Source organism: Streptomyces sp. GC420, from assembly GCF_009916105.1.
GTDB lineage: Bacteria > Actinomycetota > Actinomycetes > Streptomycetales > Streptomycetaceae > Streptomyces.
In genome coordinates, this window is sequence record NZ_JAAAXQ010000110.1 from 1 (window position 1) to 20,701 (window position 20,701).

Consider the following 20,701-nt stretch of genomic DNA (forward strand, 5'->3'; position numbering starts at 1 on the left):
CCCTTCCCCCACACCGGCGCCCACCCCGGCGCCCAGGGCGGCCTCCCCGCGGGCACCTCCGCCGTCTCGCCGTACGGCGAGACGGCGGGCAGCGGGCTCGCCGGACTGGGTCTGGTCGCCGCGTACGCCAGGGAAACCGGCCTGGCCGAACCCCTGCTGCCGTGGCACACGCTGCGTACACCCGTCGCCGATCTCGCGGCGGCGCTCGCGTTCACCCCGGGTGCGCTCGGCAAGGTCGCGGCGGACGTCCTGACGCTGTCCCGGACGGAGATCGGGGAAGTGGCGGAGGGGGGCGGCGGCGGATCGTCGGCGATGCCGCACAAGGCGAACCCGGTGCGGGCCACGCTCATGGCGACCGCGGCACGGCAGGCCCCCGGGCTCGCGGCGGTGCTCCTCGGGTCACTGGTCGCCGAGGACGAACGCCCGGCCGGCGCCTGGCACGCGGAGTGGCAGCCCCTGCGGGAGCTGCTGCGGCTGGCGGGCGGCGCCGCGCACGCGGCCGCGGAGCTCGCGGAACACCTGCGGGTCTTCCCCTACCGCATGATCGAGAACCTGGGCCTGACCGAAGGCCTGATCGTCAGCGAGCGGATCGCCGTCGAACTGGCCCCCCTGCTGGGGGCGGGCCGCGCCAAGGCCCTGCTCACCACCGCGTCGAAGCGGGCCACCGCCGAGGCGTGTCCGCTGGCCGACTCGCTCGCCGACGTCCTGTCCGAGGAGGAACCCGGCGTCACGCTGTCGAAGGCGCGCCTCGGGGAGCTCACCGACCCCGCGCACTACACCGGTGCGGCCCCCGGACTCACCGACCGCGCCCTGCGCCGCGTCCCGGCCCGCCCGGCCTCCACTCCGTGACCGAATCCCTCGCGCACGCCCGGCACACCTGCCCGGCGCCGGGCCCGCGATACGGCCGACGGCCTACCGATGCCCTCGATGGCGCCCGCGGTCGCCCCGGACGGGCCGTCCCGGCGCGGCGGCGCCCCGGAGCACTGCACCCCGCGGCGCCGGCCGAGGCCGTGTCCGCCCGCCCCGGGTCCGTATCCCCCCGCAGGAGACCGACGTCCCCGACAAGCGCCACCGCGTCGCCACCAACCGGCCGAGGCCCCGGCCGCATCCGTTACGGGGCGGCGCCCGGGACTCGCCCCCGGACCGTCGGTCCGAGCCCCCGGCCGACGCCGCACGGCCACCGGAACCGAGACCCGCGACCCCAGCCGCAAACCCGCGGCCTCGGCCCCGACCCAAGACCACCGAAACCGCGCCCCGTCCGAAGAAGCCCCGGAGACGTCCCGATGAACGACCGCCTGCCCCACTTCACCCTCGACGGCCCCGCCGACGGCGCGCCGCTGATTCTCGGCCCCTCCGTCGGCACCTCGCTCGCCGTGTGGGCACCGCAGCTGGCCGCGCTGGCCCGTACGCACCGCGTGCTGCGGTTCGACCTGCCGGGTCACGGCGGCTCGCCCTCGTCCCTCGTCCCCCTGGACGGCTCGGCGACCGTCGCCGACCTCGCGGCCCTGGTCCTCGCGCTCGCCGACGACCAGGGCTGGAGCTCCTTCTCTTACGCCGGTGTCTCCCTCGGGGGCGCGACGGGGCTGTACCTCGCCGTGCACCACCCGTCGCGGATCGACCGGCTGGCCCTGGTCTGTTCCTCGGCGCGGTTCGGCGATCCGGAGTCCTGGCGGGAGCGTGCGGCCCTGGTACGGCGCGAGGGGACGGGGGCCATGGCTGCGAGCCGCCCCGGCGTCTGGTTCGCGCCCTCCTTCGCCGCCGACCCGCTCGCCACCGTGCTGACCGGGGATCTGCGGGCGGCGGACGACGAGGGCTACGCGGCGTGCTGCGACGCCCTCGCCACCTACGACCTGCGGGACCGCCTCGGTGAGGTCACCGCCCCCACCCTGGTCGTGGCGGGCCGGGAGGATCCGGCGACACCGCCCGCGCACGCCCGTGAACTCGCCGACGGCATCCCGGGCGCGAGCCTCCTGGAAGTCGCCGGCGCCGCGCACCTGGCCGGCGTGGAACGGCCCGGGACCGTCACCCCAGCCCTCGTCACGCACCTGTCCCCGCTCCCGGTGGACGACACGTCCCGTCACGCGGCCGGGATGCGCGTCCGCCGGGCCGTGCTCGGCGACGCCCACGTGGACCGCGCGGTGGCCCGCACCACGCCCTTCACCGGGCGCTTCCAGGACTTCATCACCCGCTACGCCTGGGGCGAGATCTGGACGGACCCCACGCTGGACCGCCGTACCCGCTCCTGCGTGACGCTCACCGCCCTCGTCGCCCACGGGCACGACGCCGAACTGGCCATGCACGTCAGAGCCGCCCTCACCAACGGTCTGACCCGTGAGGAGATCGGAGCGGTGCTGCTGCAGACCGCCGTGTACTGCGGGGTCCCTGCGGCCAACTCGGCGTTCGCCACGGCGCAGCGGGTCTTCGACGAGCTGGACGGGCACTGACGGGCGGGGCCGTGCCGCGACGGACCCGCGGGTGACGCGGCGGCACGCGGCGGCACGCGAGCGGTCCCACCGGCGAGAACGGGCGCCGCCTGAACGGCTCTCGCGGTTCATGATCCGTTGACGTGGCGTCAATTCCGTACTCCTAGATTCCGGTGACGTTCGTCCTCCCCCGCGCGCCGACCGGCCGCGGGGCCCGCTCTCGGACCTCCTGGGAGTCATCGTGGAACGTCGTAGCTTCTTGCGCGGAGCAGTGATCGGCGGCTCGGCCGCCGCCTTCGGCGGAACCCTGTGGCGCGGCGCCGCGTACGCGGCCCCCGCCCAGCCCGGCGCCGGCCCTTACGGAGCGCTCGGGTCGGCGGACGCCAATGGCATCCAGCTGCCCGCCGGCTTCACCAGCCGGGTGATCGCCCGCTCCGGCCAGACGGTCGCCGGTACGTCGTACACCTGGCACAACGCCCCCGACGGCGGGGCCTGTTACGCGGACGGCAGCGGCTGGATCTACGTCTCCAACTCGGAGATCAACCCCGGTGGCGGCGCGAGCGCGGTGAAGTTCTCGGCGGCGGGTGCGATCACCGGCGCGTACCGGGTCCTGTCCGGCACCCGGCAGAACTGCGCGGGCGGCAGAACCCCGTGGAACACCTGGCTGTCCTGCGAGGAGGTCAGCCGGGGCTACGTCTACGAGACGGACCCGTGGGGTGCGAAGGCCGCGACGCAGCGGGCCGCCATGGGCCGCTTCAAGCACGAGGCGGCGGCCGCCGACCCGGTACGCAAGGTGATCTACCTGACCGAGGACGAGACGGACGGCTGCTTCTATCGGTTCACGCCCACCACCTGGGGCGACCTCTCCTCCGGCAAGCTGGAGGTCATGGTCGCGGGCACCGGCACCAGCGGCCCGGTGACCTGGACGGCCGTGCCCGACCCGGACGGTTCGCCGACCGTCACCCGCAGCCAGGTCTCGGGCGCGAAGAAGTTCAACGGCGGCGAGGGCTGCTACTACGCGAACGACACCTGCTGGTTCACCACCAAGGGCGACAACCGGGTCTGGCAGTACAACGCCTCCGCCCAGACCATCGAACTCGCCTACGACGACTCCCTGGTGACCAGCGGCAGCGCCCCGCTGACGGGTGTCGACAATGTCACCGGCTCCTCCTCCGGCGACCTGTTCGTGGCGGAGGACGGCGGCAACATGGAGATCTGCGTCATCACCCCGGACGACGTGATCGCCCCGTTCCTGCGGATCAACGGCCAGTCCTCCTCCGAGATCACCGGCCCCGCCTTCTCGCCCGACGGCACGCGGCTGTACTTCTCCAGCCAGCGCGGCACGAGCGGCAGTTCCTCCGGCGGCATCACGTACGAGGTGACGGGCCCGTTCCGCTCATGAGGTACTCCGCCTCCGCCTCCGGCAGGGGGCGGGTGTCCAGATAGAACCACTCCGCCGTCGGGCCCGGAAGCGGTGCGGGTCCGGCGGCCGGAGCGCCTCCTGCCACGGAGCCGGAACCGGCCCCGGACGCGGGGCCCGTCCCGCGGACAGGGCGGACAGGGCGGGCCGGGGCGTGTTCCCCGGGCGCAGCCGGTCCCGGCATGAGCAGTTCCACGCGCAGGCCGGCGGCCCGGCGCTGGGCCACGAACTCGTCGACGGCGTTGCGGCAGGCGTGGTCCAGATGGGTCACGCCCGTGAGGTCGAGCCGGATCCGCGGTCTGCCCGACTCGGCGGCCGCCTCCAGTGCCTCGATCAGCCGGGGCAGGCGGAGGAACGTGGCGTTCCCGGCCATGACGACCCTGGCCGTGTCGTCCTCGATGTGCTGCCTGACGGCCGTCTGCGACATCCGCAGCGCGGCGAGCAGCACACCGGCGGCGAGCCCGATCAGTACGCCTTCGAGCAGCGCGGTCGCGACGATCACCAGGGTGGTGAGGGTCATGACGGCGAACTCTCCCCGGTCCTGGCGCCACATCTTCGGGAACTCCTCGGGGGCGAAGAGCTTCCACCCGCTGTGGACGAGGACACCGGCGAGCACGGACACCGGGATCAGGGCCAGCACCTGGGGCAGCAGCAGCGCGAAGGCGAGCAGCCACAGGCCGTGCAGCGTCCTGGACAGCCTGGTCCTGGCCCCGGCCTGCACATTGGCCGAGCTGCGGGCGACCACGGCGGTCATCGGCAGCGCTCCGAGGAGGCCGCAGACCGTGTTGCCGGCTCCCTGGGCGATGAGTTCGGTGTTGTAGCGGGTGCGGGGGCCGTTGTGCATGCGGTCGACCGCCGCCGCGGTGAACAGGCTCTCCGCGGAGGCGATGACCGTGAAGGTGAGGACGGCGGCGATGATGCCCGGGTCGGCGAGTCCGGCGAACTGGGCGGGCCCGGGGACGTTCACGGACCCGAGCAGGTCGCCGACCTGAAGGGTCTTCACCTCGACGCCGGGCAGTGCGGCGACGACGATGCCGATGGCGACGGCGACCAGGGCGGAGGGGATCTTCCTGACCGGTCCCGGAGCCTTCTTCCACACGAAGGCGAGCACGACGGTGACGATGCCGAGCAGTGCCGCGATCACCGCCTGGCCGTCCGCGAGCGTGTCCCCGAGCAGCCCGGGAACTCCCGCGATGTTCTCGACGGGGGTGCCGGGGGCTCTGGCGTCGGCCAGCGGGTACGCCTGGCTGAACATGAGCGGCAGGCCGATGCCGGCGAGCATGCCCTGCACCACGGCGACCGAGATGGCCTGGAACAGCCGGCCCAGGCGGGCCAGGCCCAGGACGATCTGCAGGACGCCGGAGGCCAGGACGATCACTCCGAGCATCGCGACGCCGTGCTCCAGCACGGTCTCGGCCACGAGCGCCGCGAGCCCGGCCGCGGGCCCGCTGACCTGAAGGGTGCTACCCCTCGCCATGCCGATGACGAGGCCGCCGACGACACCGGAGACGATGCCCAGTTCCGCGGGAACCCCCGAGGCGACGGCCACGCCGATGCACAGGGGCAGGGCGACCAGGAAAACGACGAGCGACGCCGTGATCTCGGTGCCGAGGTCCGTGCCGTGCGGGACGAGGCCCTTCCCCGCCCCGTCGCCGGAACCCCTCTTCACGGCCCGCGCCCCGGCGCGGGTCCCGGGCGGGGTGCCGGGCGCGGTCCCGGGCGCGGTCCGTGGCCCGGCCCCGTCACGTGGGCCGGGCGGCGTCACCCGACCGGTTCCGTACGGCGCTCCCGCGGTCCCCGGGGTGGCCGGGGTCCCCAGGGTGGCCGCGGTCCCCGGCGTGGCCGGGGCGCTACGGAAGGAGCGCCCGGAGCGCCCCCGGGCGTGGCGCGCGCGCCGGCCGCTCATGAGGTGTGCGCCCGGAAGCGGCCGTCCGCGTCGAGTTCGTACACCGCACCCGTGTCGACCTCGTAGTACCAGCCGTGCAGCCGCAGCCGGTCCGCGTCGAGCCGCTGCCGTACGGCGGGGTGCTGCCGCAGCGCGGACAGTTGGCTTACCACGTTGAGCTGGGCCAGGTCCCGGCCGGACGGATCCGCCTTCCCCGCAGCCGCGGCGAGTCGCGCCGTGCCCAGGGCCGGGGCGAGCGCCGGGCGGGCGAGGTCGAGCCAGGCGTCCACGCCCGGCATCCCGGACAGGTCCGCTCCGGACCTCAGCGCTTCCATCGCGCCGCAGTGGGAGTGACCGCACACGACGATGTCCTGAACGCCGAGGACCTCCAGCGCGTACTCGATGGTGGCGGCCTCGCCCGAGGCCGTCCGCGCGCCCCTGGGCGGGACGATATTGCCCGCGTTGCGCAGCTCGAATATCTCTCCGGGCCTGGCGCCCGTAATGAGAGCCGGTATGACACGCGAGTCCGAGCAGGTAATGAACAGGACTTCCGGGAATTGACCCTCGGCCAGTTTCCGGTATTCGCCGCTCTCAAAGTCCACCCGCCGCTTGAACGTGCGGGCACGGTCCAGCAATGCCTTCATACTGCCTGCCTCCCTGACATGCGATTCGACCAGGTCTTCCGCACCATAGAGGGCCCATTGCCAGGTGAGGGTTAAGCGAATGCTAGACGCAGGCAAGAAATGCTTCCTGAGCGATGGATCACACCGCGTGCGATGACCGGAACCCTGCCGCGGATTCTTGTTAGCGTGTCAGCTCCACTTTGTGGTCCAGGCGTTGTCCCGAAATACTGGAGAGACAGGACGCATGCCCGTACAAGTGCTGCTCATCGAGGACGACGAGACGATCGCCGAACCGCTCGCGGAGGGCCTTGGCCACTTCGGGCTGGCGGTCCGTCGTGTCGCGACCGGCGCCGCCGGACTGGAAGGACCCCACGGCGATGTCGTGCTGCTCGACCTGGGTCTGCCGGACATGGACGGCATCGACGTCTGCCGCGGCATCCGGCAGGTCTCCGACGTCCCCGTCATCATCCTCAGCGCCAGGGGCGAGGAGGCCGACCGTGTGCTCGGGCTCGAGCTGGGTGCCGACGACTACCTGGCGAAGCCGTTCAGCCTGCGGGAGCTCGTCGCCCGCATCCGGGCCGTGACCCGCCGTACGCGGATCACGCGCGGCGAGGCGGCCCGGGCCCCGCGGCCCGGCTCCTTCGAGACGCCCGAGCCTGTGCCGGAGCCCCCCGCGGAGGCCGGCCGCGCGGCGGGGCACGGCACGGGGCAGGCCTCCGGGTCCGGCACGGGGACGGAGGCTGGAACGGAGACAGGGACGGGAGCAGGGACGGGAGCAGGGACGGCGGCGGGCGCGGGAACGGCGGCGGGGACGGGGCCGCTGGTGGTGGACCGGCGCACCCGGCAGGTATGGGTCGGCGGAGTCCCCGTCGCCCTCACCCTGAAGGAGTTCGAACTGCTCGCCCTGCTCGCCGAGGACCCGGGCGCCGTCTACTCGCGCCAGAGCATCCTCGACCGCGTCTGGGACCCGCACTACGAGGGGCCGACCAAGACCCTGGACGTGCACATCGCGACACTGCGCAGGAAGCTGGGCGACCCGGCCTGGATCCAGACCCTGCGCGGCGTGGGATTCAGACTCGCCGTCCACGCCCCGCGGGAGCGGCCCCGCGACCGGCCCGGGGACCCGGGCGGCGGTCTGTCCGACGCACCGGAGGCGGCCCTCCCGTGACCCGCCGCCTGCTCCTGGGCTACCTGAGCCTCGCGATGCTGGTACTGCTCTGCCTGGAGGTCCCCCTCGGGCTGCTCTACGGCCGGGGCGAGCGCGAACGCGTCCTGGGAAGCGCCGAGGACGAGGCCGAATCCGTGGCGGCGTACGCCTCGCTCTCCCTGACCTCGGGCCGGCCGGAGCGGGAACTGCACGCGCGGGCGGCCCGGTGCGCCGGGCGCATCGGCGGCCGGGTGGTCGTGCTCGGTCCGCGCGGCGAGCCGCTCGCCACGTCCCACCGGCTGTCCGGAGACGAGTCACGCGGCCTGGCCTCCCGCCCCGAGGTCGAGGCGGCCCTGGCCGGCCGGGCCGCAGGCGACCTGCGCGCCTCCGTGATCGACGGCGTCGAGCACCTCGCCGTGGCGGCGCCCGTCCGGCAGGGCGCCCGAACGCTGGGCGCGGTACGGATCGCCGTGCCCACGGACCGGCTGGAGGCCCGCGTCGACCGCGTGTGGACGCTGCTCGCCCTGGTCGGGGTCGCCGTGCTCACCGCCGTCTCCTTCGTGGGCTTCGCCTTCGCCAGGTGGACCGGACGCCCGATCCGCGAACTGGAGGAGGCCGCGCACCGGCTTGCCGAGGGCGGCCTGTCCGCCCGGGTGGCGATCACCTCGGGCCCGCCCGAGATCCGCAGCCTGGCGGCCACTTTCAACAGGACCGCCGCGCGGCTCGAGCACCTGGTGGCCTCGCAGCGGGCCTTCGCGGGCGAGGCCTCGCACCAGCTGAAGACCCCGCTCGCGGCGCTGCGGCTGCGCCTGGACAACCTGGAGTCCGAGGTGACACCGAATGCCAGGGGCAGTCTCGCCGCCGCCGTCACCGAGACGGACCGGCTGGCCCGTATGGTCGAGGGACTGCTGGCGCTGGCCCGGCTGGACGAGACCGCCGCCGACCGGGAACCGGTCGGCCTCGACCGGGTCTGCGCGGAGCGGCACCGGACGTGGAAGCCGCTGTTCGAGCGGCACGGCGTGGAGCTGGTGCGGACCGGCGACTTCGCCTGGCAGGTGCTGGCGGTTCCGGGAGCGGTGGAGCAGATCCTGGACAACCTGCTGTCCAACGCGCTGCGGGTGTCACCGGCCGGCAGCACCGTCCGTGTCGGCCTTCGGCGTCCGGCGTCCTCGGAACTGCGTCACCTCCGACACACCCACGTCGAACTGCATGTCACGGACGAGGGGCCGGGGATGACCGACGATCAGCGCCGTCGTGCCTTCGACCGCTTCTGGCGCGCCCCCGGTGCGCCCAAGGGTGGTACGGGCCTCGGCCTCGCGCTGGTCCAGCGGCTCGCCCACGCCTGCGGAGGGGACGCCGACCTGCGCCCCGCGCCCGGGGGCGGCCTGGACGCCGTCGTCCATCTCCCCGTGGCGGCCAGGTCCGTCCCCGCCGCTGCACCGCCGTCCCCGCGCCGCGGCCACCGCCCGGCCCTGCGGGCCTGAACCGTACGTCCCCTGCACGGGCAGCCAACTCGTGCCGCGGTGCCCAGGCCGTGCGGACTCCCCAGATCGCCACCCGCGACCCGCGCCGCCCGGCCCCGGGCCGGGCCCGGAGCACGACCGCGCCACGCGCCGCGGCCACCGCCCGGCCCTGCGGGCCCAACCGGCCGCCCGAAGCCGCACGGCCCCTGCACGGAGGCGGCCTCCCCACGCCGGTACGACCTCTACGCCGGGCCCAGGGCAGCGAGGCACGAGGGGAACTCGTGGCCGCGGTGCCCGGACCGTGTCGGCCGTCCGCCGCGCCACGGACGACGAGCGGGGACCGGGGGGGAGGAGAGGCGGCGCGGCCGCACGACGTCCTGGCGGGACACCGGCCACGAGGCCGGTCCCGGACACCGGTCCGGGAGCGGTGAGTACGGCGGCGGCCAGGCGGAGTCGGCCCGTACACGCCGCTCGCCGCCCGACCACGGACCGAGCGCCGTGGCCCCGGGCCACGACCCGCGCCACGCGCCGTGCCCCGGCCGCGGCCGTGAGCTGTGCCTCCCGGGGCCGCGAGAACGCGCGCGCCGTGCCCCGGCCGGGGCCGGTCCGGGGCCGGTCCGGGGCCGGGGCCGGGGCCGGGAATCGCACCGCGTGCCGCGCTCCGGGCAGCGCGAAGGGGCGGCACCTCCGCACAAGGTGCCGCCCCTTCTTCTTTCGTGCGCCGGGGCCGATGCCCGCCGTTGAGGGTCGAGTGGCGGGCAACGGACCCGGAGTCTCACCTCACGGCGTCAGCGGCTGTCGCTGCCCTTCGCCGAGGCCGCCGCGCGGCCCGCTTCGAGGCGGGCGACGGGGATGCGGAACGGGGAGCAGGAGACGTAGTCGAGCCCGACCTCGTGGAAGAAGTGGACCGACTCCGGGTCGCCGCCGTGCTCGCCGCAGACGCCGAGCTTGAGGTCCGGGCGGGTGGCCCGGCCGGCGCGGGCGGCGTCGCGGACCAGGGAGCCCACGCCGTCCTTGTCGATGGTCTCGAAGGGCGAGACCCCGAAGATGCCCTTTTCCAGGTACGCCGTGAAGAACGAGGCCTCCACGTCGTCGCGGGAGAAGCCCCAGACGGTCTGCGTGAGGTCGTTGGTGCCGAAGGAGAAGAACTCCGCGGCCTCGGCGATCTGTCCGGCCGTCAGGGCGGCGCGCGGCAGCTCGATCATCGTGCCGAGTGCCAGCTTCAGCTCGACGCCGGTGGCCTCCTGGACCTCGGCGATGACCTGCTCGGCCTCGTCGCGGACGATCTCCAGCTCCTGGACGGTGCCGACGAGCGGGATCATGATCTCCGCGCGCGGGTCGCCCTTGGCGTTCTTGCGCTCGGCCGCGGCCTCCGCGATGGCCCGGACCTGCATGGTGAACAGTCCGGGGATGACCAGGCCGAGGCGTACGCCGCGCAGACCCAGCATCGGGTTCTGCTCGTGCAGGCGGTGCACGGCCTGGAGCAGGCGCAGGTCGTTCTCGTTGGGGTCCTTGCGGGACTCGGCGAGCGCGACGCGGACCGACAGCTCGGTGATGTCGGGCAGGAACTCGTGCAGCGGCGGGTCCAGCAGGCGGACCGTCACCGGCAGGCCGTCCATGGCCTCGAACAGCTCGATGAAGTCCTTCTTCTGCAGCGGGAGGAGCTCCTTGAGGGCGTCCTCGCGCTCGGCGTCGGTGTCGGCCAGGATCAGCCGCTCGACCATCTCGCGGCGCTCGCCGAGGAACATGTGCTCGGTGCGGCACAGGCCGATGCCCTGGGCGCCGAACCGCCGTGCGCGCAGCGCGTCCTCGGCGTTGTCGGCGTTGGCGCGCACGCGCAGGCGGCGCACCCGGTCGGCGTAGGCCATGATCCGGTGGACGGCGGCGACCAGTTCGTCGGCGTCGTCGGCGCCGGCGTGCATGCGGCCCTCGAAGTACTCGACGACCGGGGAGGGCACGACGGGCACCTCGCCGCGGAAGACCTTGCCGGTGGAGCCGTCGATGGAGACGACGTCGCCCTCTTCGATGACGGTGCCGTTCACCGTCAGGCGGCGCCGCTTGGTGTCGACCTCGAGCTCCTCGGCACCGCAGACACAGGTCTTGCCCATGCCGCGCGCGACGACGGCGGCGTGCGAGGTCTTGCCGCCGCGGGAGGTCAGGATGCCCTCCGCGGCGATCATGCCGTCGAGGTCGTCGGGGTTGGTCTCGCGGCGGATCAGGATGACCTTCTCGCCGGAGCGGGACCACTTGATCGCGGTGTACGAGTCGAAGACGGCCTTGCCGACGGCGGCGCCGGGCGAGGCGGCGATGCCGCGGCCGATCATCTCGACCTTCGCGTTCTCGTCGAAGCGGGGGAACATCAGCTGCGCGAGCTGGGCGCCGTTGACGCGCTGGAGCGCCTCGGCCTCGTCGATGAGGCCCTGGTCGACGAGCTGCGTGGCGATGCGGAAGGCGGCACCGGCGGTGCGCTTGCCCACGCGCGTCTGGAGCATCCACAGCTTGCCGCGCTCGATGGTGAACTCGATGTCGCACAGGTCCTTGTAGTGCGTCTCGAGGGTCTCCATGATCTGCATCAGCTGGTCGTACGAGGCCTTGTCGATGGTCTCGAGCTCGGCCAGCGGCACGGTGTTGCGGATGCCGGCGACGACGTCCTCGCCCTGGGCGTCCTGCAGGTAGTCGCCGTAGACGCCCTGGTGGCCGCTGGCGGGGTCGCGGGTGAAGGCGACACCGGTGCCGGAGTCGGGGCCCAGGTTGCCGAAGACCATGGAGCACACGTTGACGGCGGTGCCGAGGTCGTGCGGGATGCGCTCCTGGCGGCGGTACAGCTTGGCGCGGTCGCCGTTCCACGAGTCGAAGACGGCGCGGATGGCGAGGTCCATCTGCTCGCGCGGGTCCTGCGGGAACTCGCGGCCGGTCTCGTCGGAGACGATCTTCTTGAACTTCTTGACGAGCTTCTTGAGGTCGGCGGCCTCGAGGTCGGTGTCGACCGTGACCTTCTTGGCCTGCTTGGCCTCGTCGAGCGCGTCCTCGAAGAGTTCGCCGTCGACGCCGAGCACGGTCTTGCCGAACATCTGGATGAGCCTGCGGTACGAGTCCCAGGCGAAGCGCTCGTTGTTCGCCTGCTTGGCGAGGCCGACGACGGAGGCGTCGGAGAGCCCGATGTTGAGGACGGTGTCCATCATGCCGGGCATGGAGAACTTGGCGCCGGAGCGTACGGATACGAGCAGCGGGTCGTCGGCCTGGCCGAGCTTCTTGCCCATCTGCTGCTCGAGCGCGTCGAGGTGCGCGCTGACCTCGTCACGGAGTGCCGTGGGCTCGTCACCGCTGTCGAGGTAGACCTTGCAGGCCTCAGTGGTGATGGTGAAGCCCGGGGGAACGGGCAGGCCCAAGTTGGTCATCTCGGCAAGGTTCGCGCCCTTGCCCCCGAGGAGGTCCTTGAGGTCTTTGTTGCCTTCCGTGAAGTCGTAAACGAATTTCTGCTCTTTGATCTGCGACACGGTCTCGACTCCTCGAGGACTCGGTGGCCTGCCCTGACGGCGAGGAACATACCCAGATCGAAGGCGCCTGGGTACGTACGCCTGTCCGTCATACGGCCGTAACCACCCGTCCGCCAGCAGATCGAATGCACGGTGCGGGGACCTCGAAGAGGCGGCACAGCTTCAGACGTTGAAGAGTTTCTTGCACAGACTTGAACACGTGCGCTCATGTGAGCGGGCACTTAGGACACTCGCCTTCACTTCTTGAACGCGCAAAGGGTGGCACTCGGTGCCACCCTTTGAGAAGTGCAGCCACCTCCGAAGTGCTCATCTGAGCGCAACCCCTATCAAGGGTGGCGAGAATCACGCGCGATGGGAGGGGCCGGTTCCAGCATCCGGACGTGGGACACATGGTTGTGATGCGGCCGTAAACAGCTCACACCCCCATCGCCACCAGCCGTTCTTCGGCGCGCTCGGGAGCGTAGAGATGCTCCACGACCAGCGCGCCCGCCCCGATCAGCCCGGCCCGCTCGCCGAGCTGCGAGGTCACCACCTCCAGATGAGCGGTGCTGCGCGGCAGCGCCCGTTGGTACAGGAGTTCACGTACCCCCGTCAGGAACGCCGTTCCCGCCAGGTCCCCCGCGATCATCAGCACGCCCGGATTGAGCAGGGTCACCACCGTGGCCAGCACGTCCCCCACCCGGCGTCCCGCCTCCCTGGCCAGCCCGAGCGCCTCCGGGTGCCCGGAGGCGAGCAGGTCCCGCACGTCGGAGCCGGAGGTGGCCGGAACCCCGGCGGCCGCCAGCCGGCGGGCCAGCGCCCGCCCGCTCGCAAGCGCCGCCAGGCAGCCGTACGAACCGCACATGCACAGGGCCTCGGCCCCTTCGGGAACCCGGATGTGGCCGATGTCCCCGGCCCCGCCGTCGATGCCCCGGTAGACGCCGCCGTCGACGACGACGCCGGCGCCGATACCCGTGGAGACCTTGACCAGCACGAAGGCCGAGCAGTCCGGGTACGCGGCGCGCTGCTCCCCGTACGCCATCAGGTTGGCGTCGTTGTCGACCAGGACCTCGACGTCGGGGCGGCCGCCCGCGTGCTCGGCGAAGGCCCGGCGCAGCCGTGTCCGTATGTCGTAGCCGTCCCAGCCCGGCATGATCGGCGGCTGCACGACACGGCCGGAGACCCAGTCCACCGGGCCGGGCACGGCCAGGCCGATCCCGCAGACCGCCCGCGCGGAGCAGCCCGCCTTCTCCAGCAGATCGCCGAACCAGCGGCCGAGCTCGCCGAGGACCGCGTCCGGGCCGTCGTCGACGAGCAGCGGGCCCGAGTGCTCGGCCAGCAGTTCCCCGGTCAGGCCCAGGACGGCCGCGCGGGCATGGCGGGTCTCCAGATCGGCGGCCAGCACCACCGCGTGACTGTCGTCGAACTCCAGCCGTACCGAGGGCCGGCCGCCCAGGGGGGAGTCCACCGGATCGTTGGCGCCCTCTCTCAGCCATCCGGCCCGGAAGAGACGGTCGAGCCGCTGCCCGACCGTGGCCCGGGACAGCCCCGTGACCTGTTGCAGGGCGCCGCGCGTGGCCGCCTGCCCGCTGCGCACCAGGTGCAGCAGCTCACCCGCGCTCGCTTGTTTCGCGGCCATCTGCGACCAACCCCCTTGCGCTCATCAACTTCACATTACATATTGAGTTTTGCGTGTTAAATAGGCGTAACCCTAAGGTAGCCATCGCCGAACTGCTGGGACCGTTCTCTCCAGGGAGACCTGCGTGGACCGTTCGACCCAACTCACCGCCCGCCGCGACACCCTCACCGGGCACGTCGCGCACCCCACCGGGTCATCCGTCCATCCCTCCAGTCATGACGAGGCCGTGCGTACCGGACGGACTGCATCCGATCCGCTCACCGGTTTACAGGAGCGTGCCGCCGCCGTGCTGCGGCGCAACTGGACCGGCGCCTCCACCGTGCCCTCACGCAGCCTGTACCCGCACCAGTGGTCCTGGGACTCCGCGTTCATCGCCATCGGGTCGCGGCACCTTTCCCCCCTGCGCGCGCAGATCGAGCTGGAGACCCTGCTGTCCGCCCAGTGGGGCGACGGACGCGTCCCGCACATCGTCTTCAACCCCTCCGTCCCCCGCGAGGCGTACTTCCCCGGACCCGACTTCTGGCGCTCCTCCACCGCCGGGCGGGCCGCGGGCGCCCCGCGCGCGACGGAGACCTCCGGCATCGTGCAGCCCCCCGTCCATGCTCTCGCCGCCTGGCTGGTGCACCGCGCCGACCCCGGCCTCTCCCGCGCACGCGGGTTCCTCGCCCGTGTCCATCCGCGGCTCGCGGCCTGGCACCGCTACCTCCTGCACCACCGTGACACGGGCGGCCACGGACTCGCCGCGGTGATCCACCCCTGGGAGCAGGGCATGGACAACTCCCCCTGCTGGGACGGCCCGCTCTCCCGGATCGAGCCCGCCGCCCCGCGGTCCTTCCGCCGCGCCGACCTCGCCCACGGCGCGGCCGCCGACCGCCCCACGGACCTGGACTACGGGCGCTACGTCCGCCTCGCGGCGGACTACCGCGACGGCGGCTACGCCGACGGGCCCTCCGCATTCGCGGTCGAGGACCCCTCCTTCAACGCGCTGCTCATCGCCTCCGAGCACGCCCTGGCCCGCATAGCGCGCGAGCTCGGCGCCGGCGGCACCGCCCGCCACGCCCGCGCGCAGCGGCTCACCTGCGCCCTCGTCGACCGGCTGTGGGACCCGGCGGAGGAGCTGTTCCTGTGCCGCGACCTGCGCTCCGGCACGCTGGTGCCGGAGCGGGGGGTGAGCGGTCTGCTGCCGCTGATCGTGCCAGGACTGCCCCGGCACGTCGCCGCGGCCCTCGTCCGCACGGCCGGGGGCAAGCACTTCCGCCTGGGCGACGGCGTACGGCTGGTGCCCAGCTACGACCTGACCGGCCCCGCCTTCGATCCCAGCCGGTACTGGCGCGGCCCTGCCTGGTTCAACACCAACTGGCTGCTCGTCCGCGGTCTGCGGCAGCACGGCGAGCGGCCGCGCGCCGAGGCCCTGCGGTCCGCGCTGCTGCGGACCGCGGACGAATCGCACTTCGCGGAGTACGTGGACCCGTACACCGGGCGGGCGCACGGCGCCCGCGACTTCAGCTGGACCGCCGCACTGGCACTCGACCTCTCGGTCGAAGGGCTCGATGGAGGGAATTGGGGATGACGGCTCAACAACTGCTGGTGCGGGGAACCACCTTCGCCGCCGTCGACACGTCGGGCGACATCACCGGGCGGCGCGGCTCCGCACCCGACGGCCTGTTCGTGCGCGACGCGCGCCACCTGAGCCGCTGGCGGCTGACCGTCGACGGGGGGACGCCCGAGGTGCTGCTGCCCACCTCGGGGGAGGAGACCCTGCGATCCGTGCTCACGCCGCCGGGCGGACGCGCCGAGCCGCCCGCGTACACGGTCTTCCGCGAGCAGACGGTCGCCGAGGCCGAGTTCACGGACCGCCTGCGGCTCGTCAGCAACCACCCCTCGCCGCTCACCGTCCGGCTGGGGCTGACGGTGGACGCCGACTTCACCGACCAGTTCGAGCTGCGCTCCGACCACCGTACGTACACCAAGGTGGGCAGCGTCAGGTCCCGGCACGTCCTGGACGACGGGGTGGAGTTCCGCTACCGGCGCGGCGACTGGCGCTCCCGCAGCACCGTGACCGCGGAGCCGGCGCCGGAGGCAGTCGAGGAGACCGGTGCCAGCGCGCGCCGGCTGGTGTGGACTGTCGAACTGCCGCCGCACGGCTCCCGCGAGGTGACGTTACGAGTCCTCGCCCGGCCGAACGACGCGCCGCGGGAGGCCGCCGCCCCCGCGGCGCCCTTCGCGGCCGGCGTCACCCTCCCCGAGACCTGGCCGGAGCTTGCCGCCGCGTGCGAGCGCGGCCTCAACGACCTGGCCCTGCTCCAGGTCCCGGCGGCGGGCCCGGACGGAGAACCGGTGCGGGTGCCGGCCGCCGGGGTGCCCTGGTTCCAGACCCTGCTGGCCCGGGACGCGATGGTGACCTCCCTGTTCCTGCTCCCGCACCGGCCCGAGTCGGCCGCCGCGACGCTGCTGGCGCTGGCCGCCACGCAGGCGACGGAGACCGACAAGGACGCCGTGGCCCAGCCGGGCAAGATCGTGCACGAGCTGCGGCACGGGGAGCTGGCCCACTTCGGCCAGGTGCCGTACCGCAAGTACTACGGCTCGGTCGACGCGACGCCGCTGTTCCTGGTGCTCCTGGGCGCGTACACCGAGCACACGGGCGACGAGGCGCTGGCCCGCCGGCTGCGGCCGCACGCCCGCGCCGCCGTCGCCTGGATGCTGGACTACGGCGGCCTCGGCTCACGCGGCTATCTCGTCTACCGGGCCGACCGGGGCGGGCTCGCCAACCAGAACTGGAAGGACTCCCCCGGCGCCATCTGCTTCGCCGACGGCGGCCGCCCGACCGGGCCGGTGATGGCCGCAGGCGCCCAGGGGTACGCCTACGACGCGCTGCGCCGCACCGCGTGGGTGGCCCGCACCGCCTGGGACGACCCGACCTACGCGGGTCTGCTGGAACAGGCGGCCGCCGACCTGCGGGACCGCTTCCAGCGGGACTTCTGGATGCCCGAGCACTCCTTCCCCGCCCTCGCCCTCGACGCCCACGGCCGGGTCGACGCGCTCGCCTCGGACGCGGGGCACCTGCTGTGGTCGGGGCTGCTGGACAAGCAGTACGCGGAGGCGGTGGGCCGGCGCCTGCTCAGGCCCGACTTCTTCTCCGGCTGGGGCGTGCGGACCCTGGCCGCGGGCCAGGGCGCGTACCACCCGCTGTCCTACCACCGGGGCTCGGTGTGGCCCCACGACAACGCCCTGATCGCGCTGGGCCTGGCCCGCTACGGCCTGCACGACGAGGCGAGGACGGTGGCCCACGCCCTCGTCGACGCGGCGACCGCCGACGGCCACCGGCTGCCCGAGGTCCTGTCCGGCTACAGCCGCGACGAGTACCCGACGCCGGTGCCGTACCCGTACGCCTGCTCCCGCGAGTCCCGCTCGGCGGCGGCACCGCTGGCCCTGCTGACGGCGGTGGGCGGCGCGTGAGGAGACGTGTGAGGAAAGGTGTGAGGGCCACCGGCACCTGACCCGCAGACCGGCCGGCCGGCGGAGCACGGCACCCGCGGCGACGCCGGCCGGCCACGGACCCGGTGGGGACCGGGGCCAGGGGCACGGGCAGCACCCGTGCCGCCTGGCAACCCACCGAGGCGTTCCCGGACGCGCAGCGGCAGCCGGGAACGCCTCGGTGGCACAAACCGTCACCGCCCCCCGGCGGCGCCCTTCGGGGCTGGGACGAGCCCGACCCGGGCGAACCGGACGGGGTGCTTCCGCCGACGGCCGGGTGCGTCGCCCGGGGCCCGCCGTGTCCACGCCGTGACCACGCCGCGGAGCCGTGCGCCGACCGTCGCGGCGCTCCGGTTCCCGAGCGAGCCACCCGGCTCCGGCCGGCACCGCCCGGCGGGCGCGGCAAGCGGGGACGGGGCGCGGCCGGTCGCCCGACCGGGGCTCAGCCGCCGGAAGTGTCCAGTTCCGCGTCGACGCTGACACCGGAGCAGTCTTCCGGGTCGTCGAGCCAGCCGTCCGGCAGGGCGACGCGGCCCTGGCCCGAGGTGCGGCCGCGGGGGCCGTCCGCGCCCGCGGCGGGCCATGGCTGGTCGAGGTCGAGCCGGTGCAGTTGCTCGTCGAGTTCGGCCAGCGAGGAGGTGACGGCGAGCCGCCTGCGCATCTCGGAGCCGACCGAGAACCCCTTGAGGTACCACGCGACGTGCTTGCGGAAGTCGATGACACCGCGCGCCTCGTCGCCCAGCCACTCGCCGAGGAGCCGCGCGTGGCGCACCATGACGGCGGCGACCTCCCTCAGCGTCGGCGCGGCATACGTCCCGGTGCCCTCGAAGGCGGCGACGAGGTCGCCGAAGAGCCAGGGGCGGCCGAGGCAGCCGCGGCCGACGACGACGCCGTCGCAGCCGGTCTCGCGGACCATCCGCAGCGCGTCGTCGGCGGACCAGATGTCGCCGTTGCCGAGCACGGGAATCTCGGGGACGTGCTCCTTCAGCCGGGCGATGGCGTCCCAGTCGGCGGTCCCGCCGTAGTGCTGGGCGGCGGTACGGCCGTGCAGAGCAATGGCGGTGACGCCCTCCTCGACGGCGATCCGTCCCGCGTCCAGGTAGGTGAGATGGTCGTCGTCGATGCCCTTGCGCATCTTCATCGTCACCGGCAGATCCCCGGCGGCCGTCACGGCCTCACGCAGGATGGACCGCAGCAGGGGCCGCTTGTAGGGGAGCGCGGAGCCCCCGCCCTTGCGGGTGACCTTGGGCACGGGACAGCCGAAGTTCAGGTCGATGTGGTCGGCCAGGTCCTCCTCGGCGATCATCCGGACGGCCTTGCCGACGGTGGCCGGGTCCACTCCGTACAGTTGGACGGACCTGGGGGTCTCGGCCTTGTCGAAGTGGATGAGCTGCATGGTCTTCTCGTTGCGTTCGACCAGCGCCCGAGTAGTGATCATCTCGCTCACGAAGAGACCCTTGCCCGCGCCGCTCCGCCCGTCCGGGGCGGACTCCCCGGATCCCCGGCCGGCGCCTTCGGCGAATTCCCGGCACAGGGTGCGGAAGGGCGCGTTCGTGATGCCGGCCATGGGCGCGAGCACCACGGGTGGCCGCACCGAGTGGGGGCCGACGGAAAGGGTCGGTAGCGTGGAGAGGGTCGTCGGGAGCGTGGTCATTCGCCCATTGTCGCGTACTCGCGGCACGGCGCCGCCACCATTCGTTAGTTAGGCATACTATTGAAGCCATGTCTGAGCTGAGCGCCCGCCGACGCCTCCTCGTCCTCGGCATCTGCTGCATGAGCCTGCTGCTCGTCAGCCTGGACAACACGGTCCTCAACGTGGCCCTGCCGTCCATGCGCGACGAGCTGGGCGCCAGCGTCGCGGGCATGCAGTGGACCATCGACGCCTACACCCTCACGCTCGCCGCGCTGCTCATGCTCGCCGGCTCCACCGCCGACAGGATCGGCCGCCGCCGGGTCTTCACGACCGGGCTGGTGCTGTTCACCCTCGGCTCGGTGCTCTGCTCGCTGGCCCTGAACCTGCCTCTGCTGGTCGTCTTCCGGATGCTCCAGGCGGTCGGCGGCTCGATGCTGAACCCGGTCGCCATGTCGATCATCACCAACACCTTCACGGACCCGCGTGAACGCGCCCGCGCCATCGGCGCCTGGGGCGGGGTGGTCGGCCTCTCCATGGCGGCGGGCCCGCTGGTCGGCGGACTGCTCGTGGGAACCGTCGGCTGGCGTTCCATCTTCTGGATCAATGTGCCGATAGGGCTGGCCGCGCTCCTGCTTACGCTGCGGTACGTCCCCGAGTCGCGCGCCCCCAAGCCGCGCCGCCCCGACCCGCTCGGCCAGCTCCTCGTCATCGCGCTGTTCGGCCCCCTGACCTACGCGATCATCGAGGCCCCGGCAGCGGGGTGGACCTCTCCCGCGATCCTGGCCTGCGCCGCCGTGGCCGCGCTGGCTCTCGCCGGACTGCTCGCCTACGAGCCCAGGCGCCACGAACCCCTCGTCGACCTGCGCTTCTTCCGCAGCGCGCCGTTCAGCGGGGCGACCGTCGTGGCGGTGTGCTCCTTCGCGGCGCTGGCCGGGTTCCTCTTCCTCAACACGCTCTACCTCCAGGACGTGCGGGGCCTGTCCGCCCTGGACGCGGGGATGTACATGCTCCCGATGGCCGTCATGACGGGTGTCTGCGCCCCGCTGTCCGGGCGGCTGGTCGGCAGCCGCGGTCCACGGATCCCGCTGCTGATCGCGGGCACGGCGATGGCGGCCAGTTCGGTGCCGTTCGCCGCCTTCGACGGCGAGACCTCGAACGCCGTGCTGTTCGCCGGTTACGTCGTCTTCGGCATCGGCTTCGGGATGGTCAACGCGCCGATCACCAACACGGCCGTCTCCGGGATGCCGCGCGCCCAGGCGGGGGTCGCCTCCGCCATCGCCTCGACCAGCCGGCAGATCGGCGGGTCACTGGGCGTCGCCGTGATCGGCGCCGTCCTGGCCGCCGGCCTGGGCTCGGCCTCGTACGCGCAGGGCTTCACCGACGCGAGCCGCCCCGCGTGGTGGATCATCAGCGGCTGCGGTCTGGCCGTGCTCCTCGTGGGCGCGCTGACCAGCGGCAACTGGGCGCAGGAGACGGCGCGGCGGACGGCCGAGCGGCTGGGGGCGGACCCGGGGGGAC

Annotated in this window: 13 protein-coding genes; 8 read left to right on the plus strand and 5 right to left on the minus strand. The window is 73.3% G+C overall.

The window, feature by feature from the left end; genetic code table 11:
• The 3 genes from GUY61_RS16025 to GUY61_RS16035 all read left to right on the plus strand — a co-directional run.
• A partial coding sequence (locus GUY61_RS16025) for a lyase family protein (RefSeq protein WP_243766491.1) occupies positions 1-849 on the plus strand: 849 nt, incomplete at its 5' end.
• 434 nt (positions 850-1,283) lie between these two features.
• Entirely contained in the window at positions 1,284-2,444 is a 1,161-nt protein-coding gene (gene pcaC / locus GUY61_RS16030; RefSeq protein WP_166630845.1) for a 4-carboxymuconolactone decarboxylase, read from the plus strand.
• Between the two features lie 220 nt (positions 2,445-2,664).
• Positions 2,665-3,825 (plus strand): alkaline phosphatase PhoX, encoded by a 1,161-nt coding sequence (locus GUY61_RS16035; protein ID WP_166630846.1) that lies wholly within the window; start codon positions 2,665-2,667, stop codon positions 3,823-3,825.
• On the opposite strand, the gene GUY61_RS16040 is transcribed toward GUY61_RS16035, so the two are convergent.
• Together GUY61_RS16040 and GUY61_RS16045 are read right to left on the minus strand one after the other, a co-directional pair.
• A complete protein-coding gene (locus GUY61_RS16040) occupies positions 3,791-5,512 on the minus strand; it encodes a SulP family inorganic anion transporter (protein WP_398955664.1) in 1,722 nt (573 codons plus the stop codon). The genes GUY61_RS16035 and GUY61_RS16040 overlap by 35 nt on opposite strands.
• Before the next feature lie 233 nt (positions 5,513-5,745).
• Positions 5,746-6,372, minus strand: a complete 627-nt coding sequence (locus tag GUY61_RS16045) for a carbonic anhydrase (RefSeq protein WP_166630848.1) — start codon at positions 6,370-6,372, stop codon at positions 5,746-5,748.
• Between the two features lie 223 nt (positions 6,373-6,595).
• On the opposite strand from GUY61_RS16045, the gene GUY61_RS16050 reads away from it, so the two are divergent.
• On the plus strand, positions 6,596-7,519 hold the full coding sequence (locus GUY61_RS16050) for a response regulator transcription factor (protein ID WP_243766492.1): 924 nt from the start codon (positions 6,596-6,598) through the stop codon (positions 7,517-7,519).
• On the plus strand, positions 7,516-8,982 hold the full coding sequence (locus GUY61_RS16055; RefSeq protein ID WP_166630849.1) for a HAMP domain-containing sensor histidine kinase: 1,467 nt from the start codon (positions 7,516-7,518) through the stop codon (positions 8,980-8,982). Before GUY61_RS16050 ends, GUY61_RS16055 begins: the two co-directional genes overlap by 4 nt.
• A gap of 767 nt (positions 8,983-9,749) precedes the next feature.
• Here GUY61_RS16055 and ppdK read toward each other — a convergent pair.
• Both ppdK and GUY61_RS16065 read right to left on the minus strand, forming a co-directional pair.
• On the minus strand, positions 9,750-12,458 hold the full coding sequence (gene ppdK, locus GUY61_RS16060) for a pyruvate, phosphate dikinase (protein WP_166630850.1): 2,709 nt from the start codon (positions 12,456-12,458) through the stop codon (positions 9,750-9,752).
• A gap of 415 nt (positions 12,459-12,873) precedes the next feature.
• On the minus strand, positions 12,874-14,076 hold the full coding sequence (locus tag GUY61_RS16065; protein ID WP_166630851.1) for an ROK family protein: 1,203 nt from the start codon (positions 14,074-14,076) through the stop codon (positions 12,874-12,876).
• Positions 14,077-14,200: 124 nt separating this feature from the next.
• Here GUY61_RS16065 and GUY61_RS16070 point away from each other — a divergent pair, with 124 nt between their 5' ends.
• Complete coding sequence (locus GUY61_RS16070) at positions 14,201-15,646, plus strand: MGH1-like glycoside hydrolase domain-containing protein (RefSeq protein WP_166630852.1); 1,446 nt, start codon at positions 14,201-14,203, stop codon at positions 15,644-15,646.
• Positions 15,643-17,532: a glycogen debranching N-terminal domain-containing protein gene (locus GUY61_RS16075; protein ID WP_166630853.1), complete on the plus strand. Its 1,890-nt coding sequence runs from the start codon at positions 15,643-15,645 to the stop codon at positions 17,530-17,532. The genes GUY61_RS16070 and GUY61_RS16075 overlap by 4 nt, the downstream gene beginning before the upstream one ends.
• Before the next feature lie 460 nt (positions 17,533-17,992).
• On the opposite strand, the gene dusB is transcribed toward GUY61_RS16075, so the two are convergent.
• The gene (gene dusB, locus GUY61_RS16080; RefSeq protein ID WP_166630854.1) at positions 17,993-19,204 is read right to left on the minus strand and encodes a tRNA dihydrouridine synthase DusB; all 1,212 of its coding nucleotides are present in this window, start codon (positions 19,202-19,204) and stop codon (positions 17,993-17,995) included.
• A 68-nt stretch (positions 19,205-19,272) separates the two neighbouring features.
• Between dusB and GUY61_RS16085 the strand changes: the two genes are divergently transcribed.
• Positions 19,273-20,701, plus strand: a 1,429-nt coding sequence (locus GUY61_RS16085) for an MFS transporter (RefSeq protein WP_166630855.1), incomplete at its 3' end; no start/stop codon positions are given.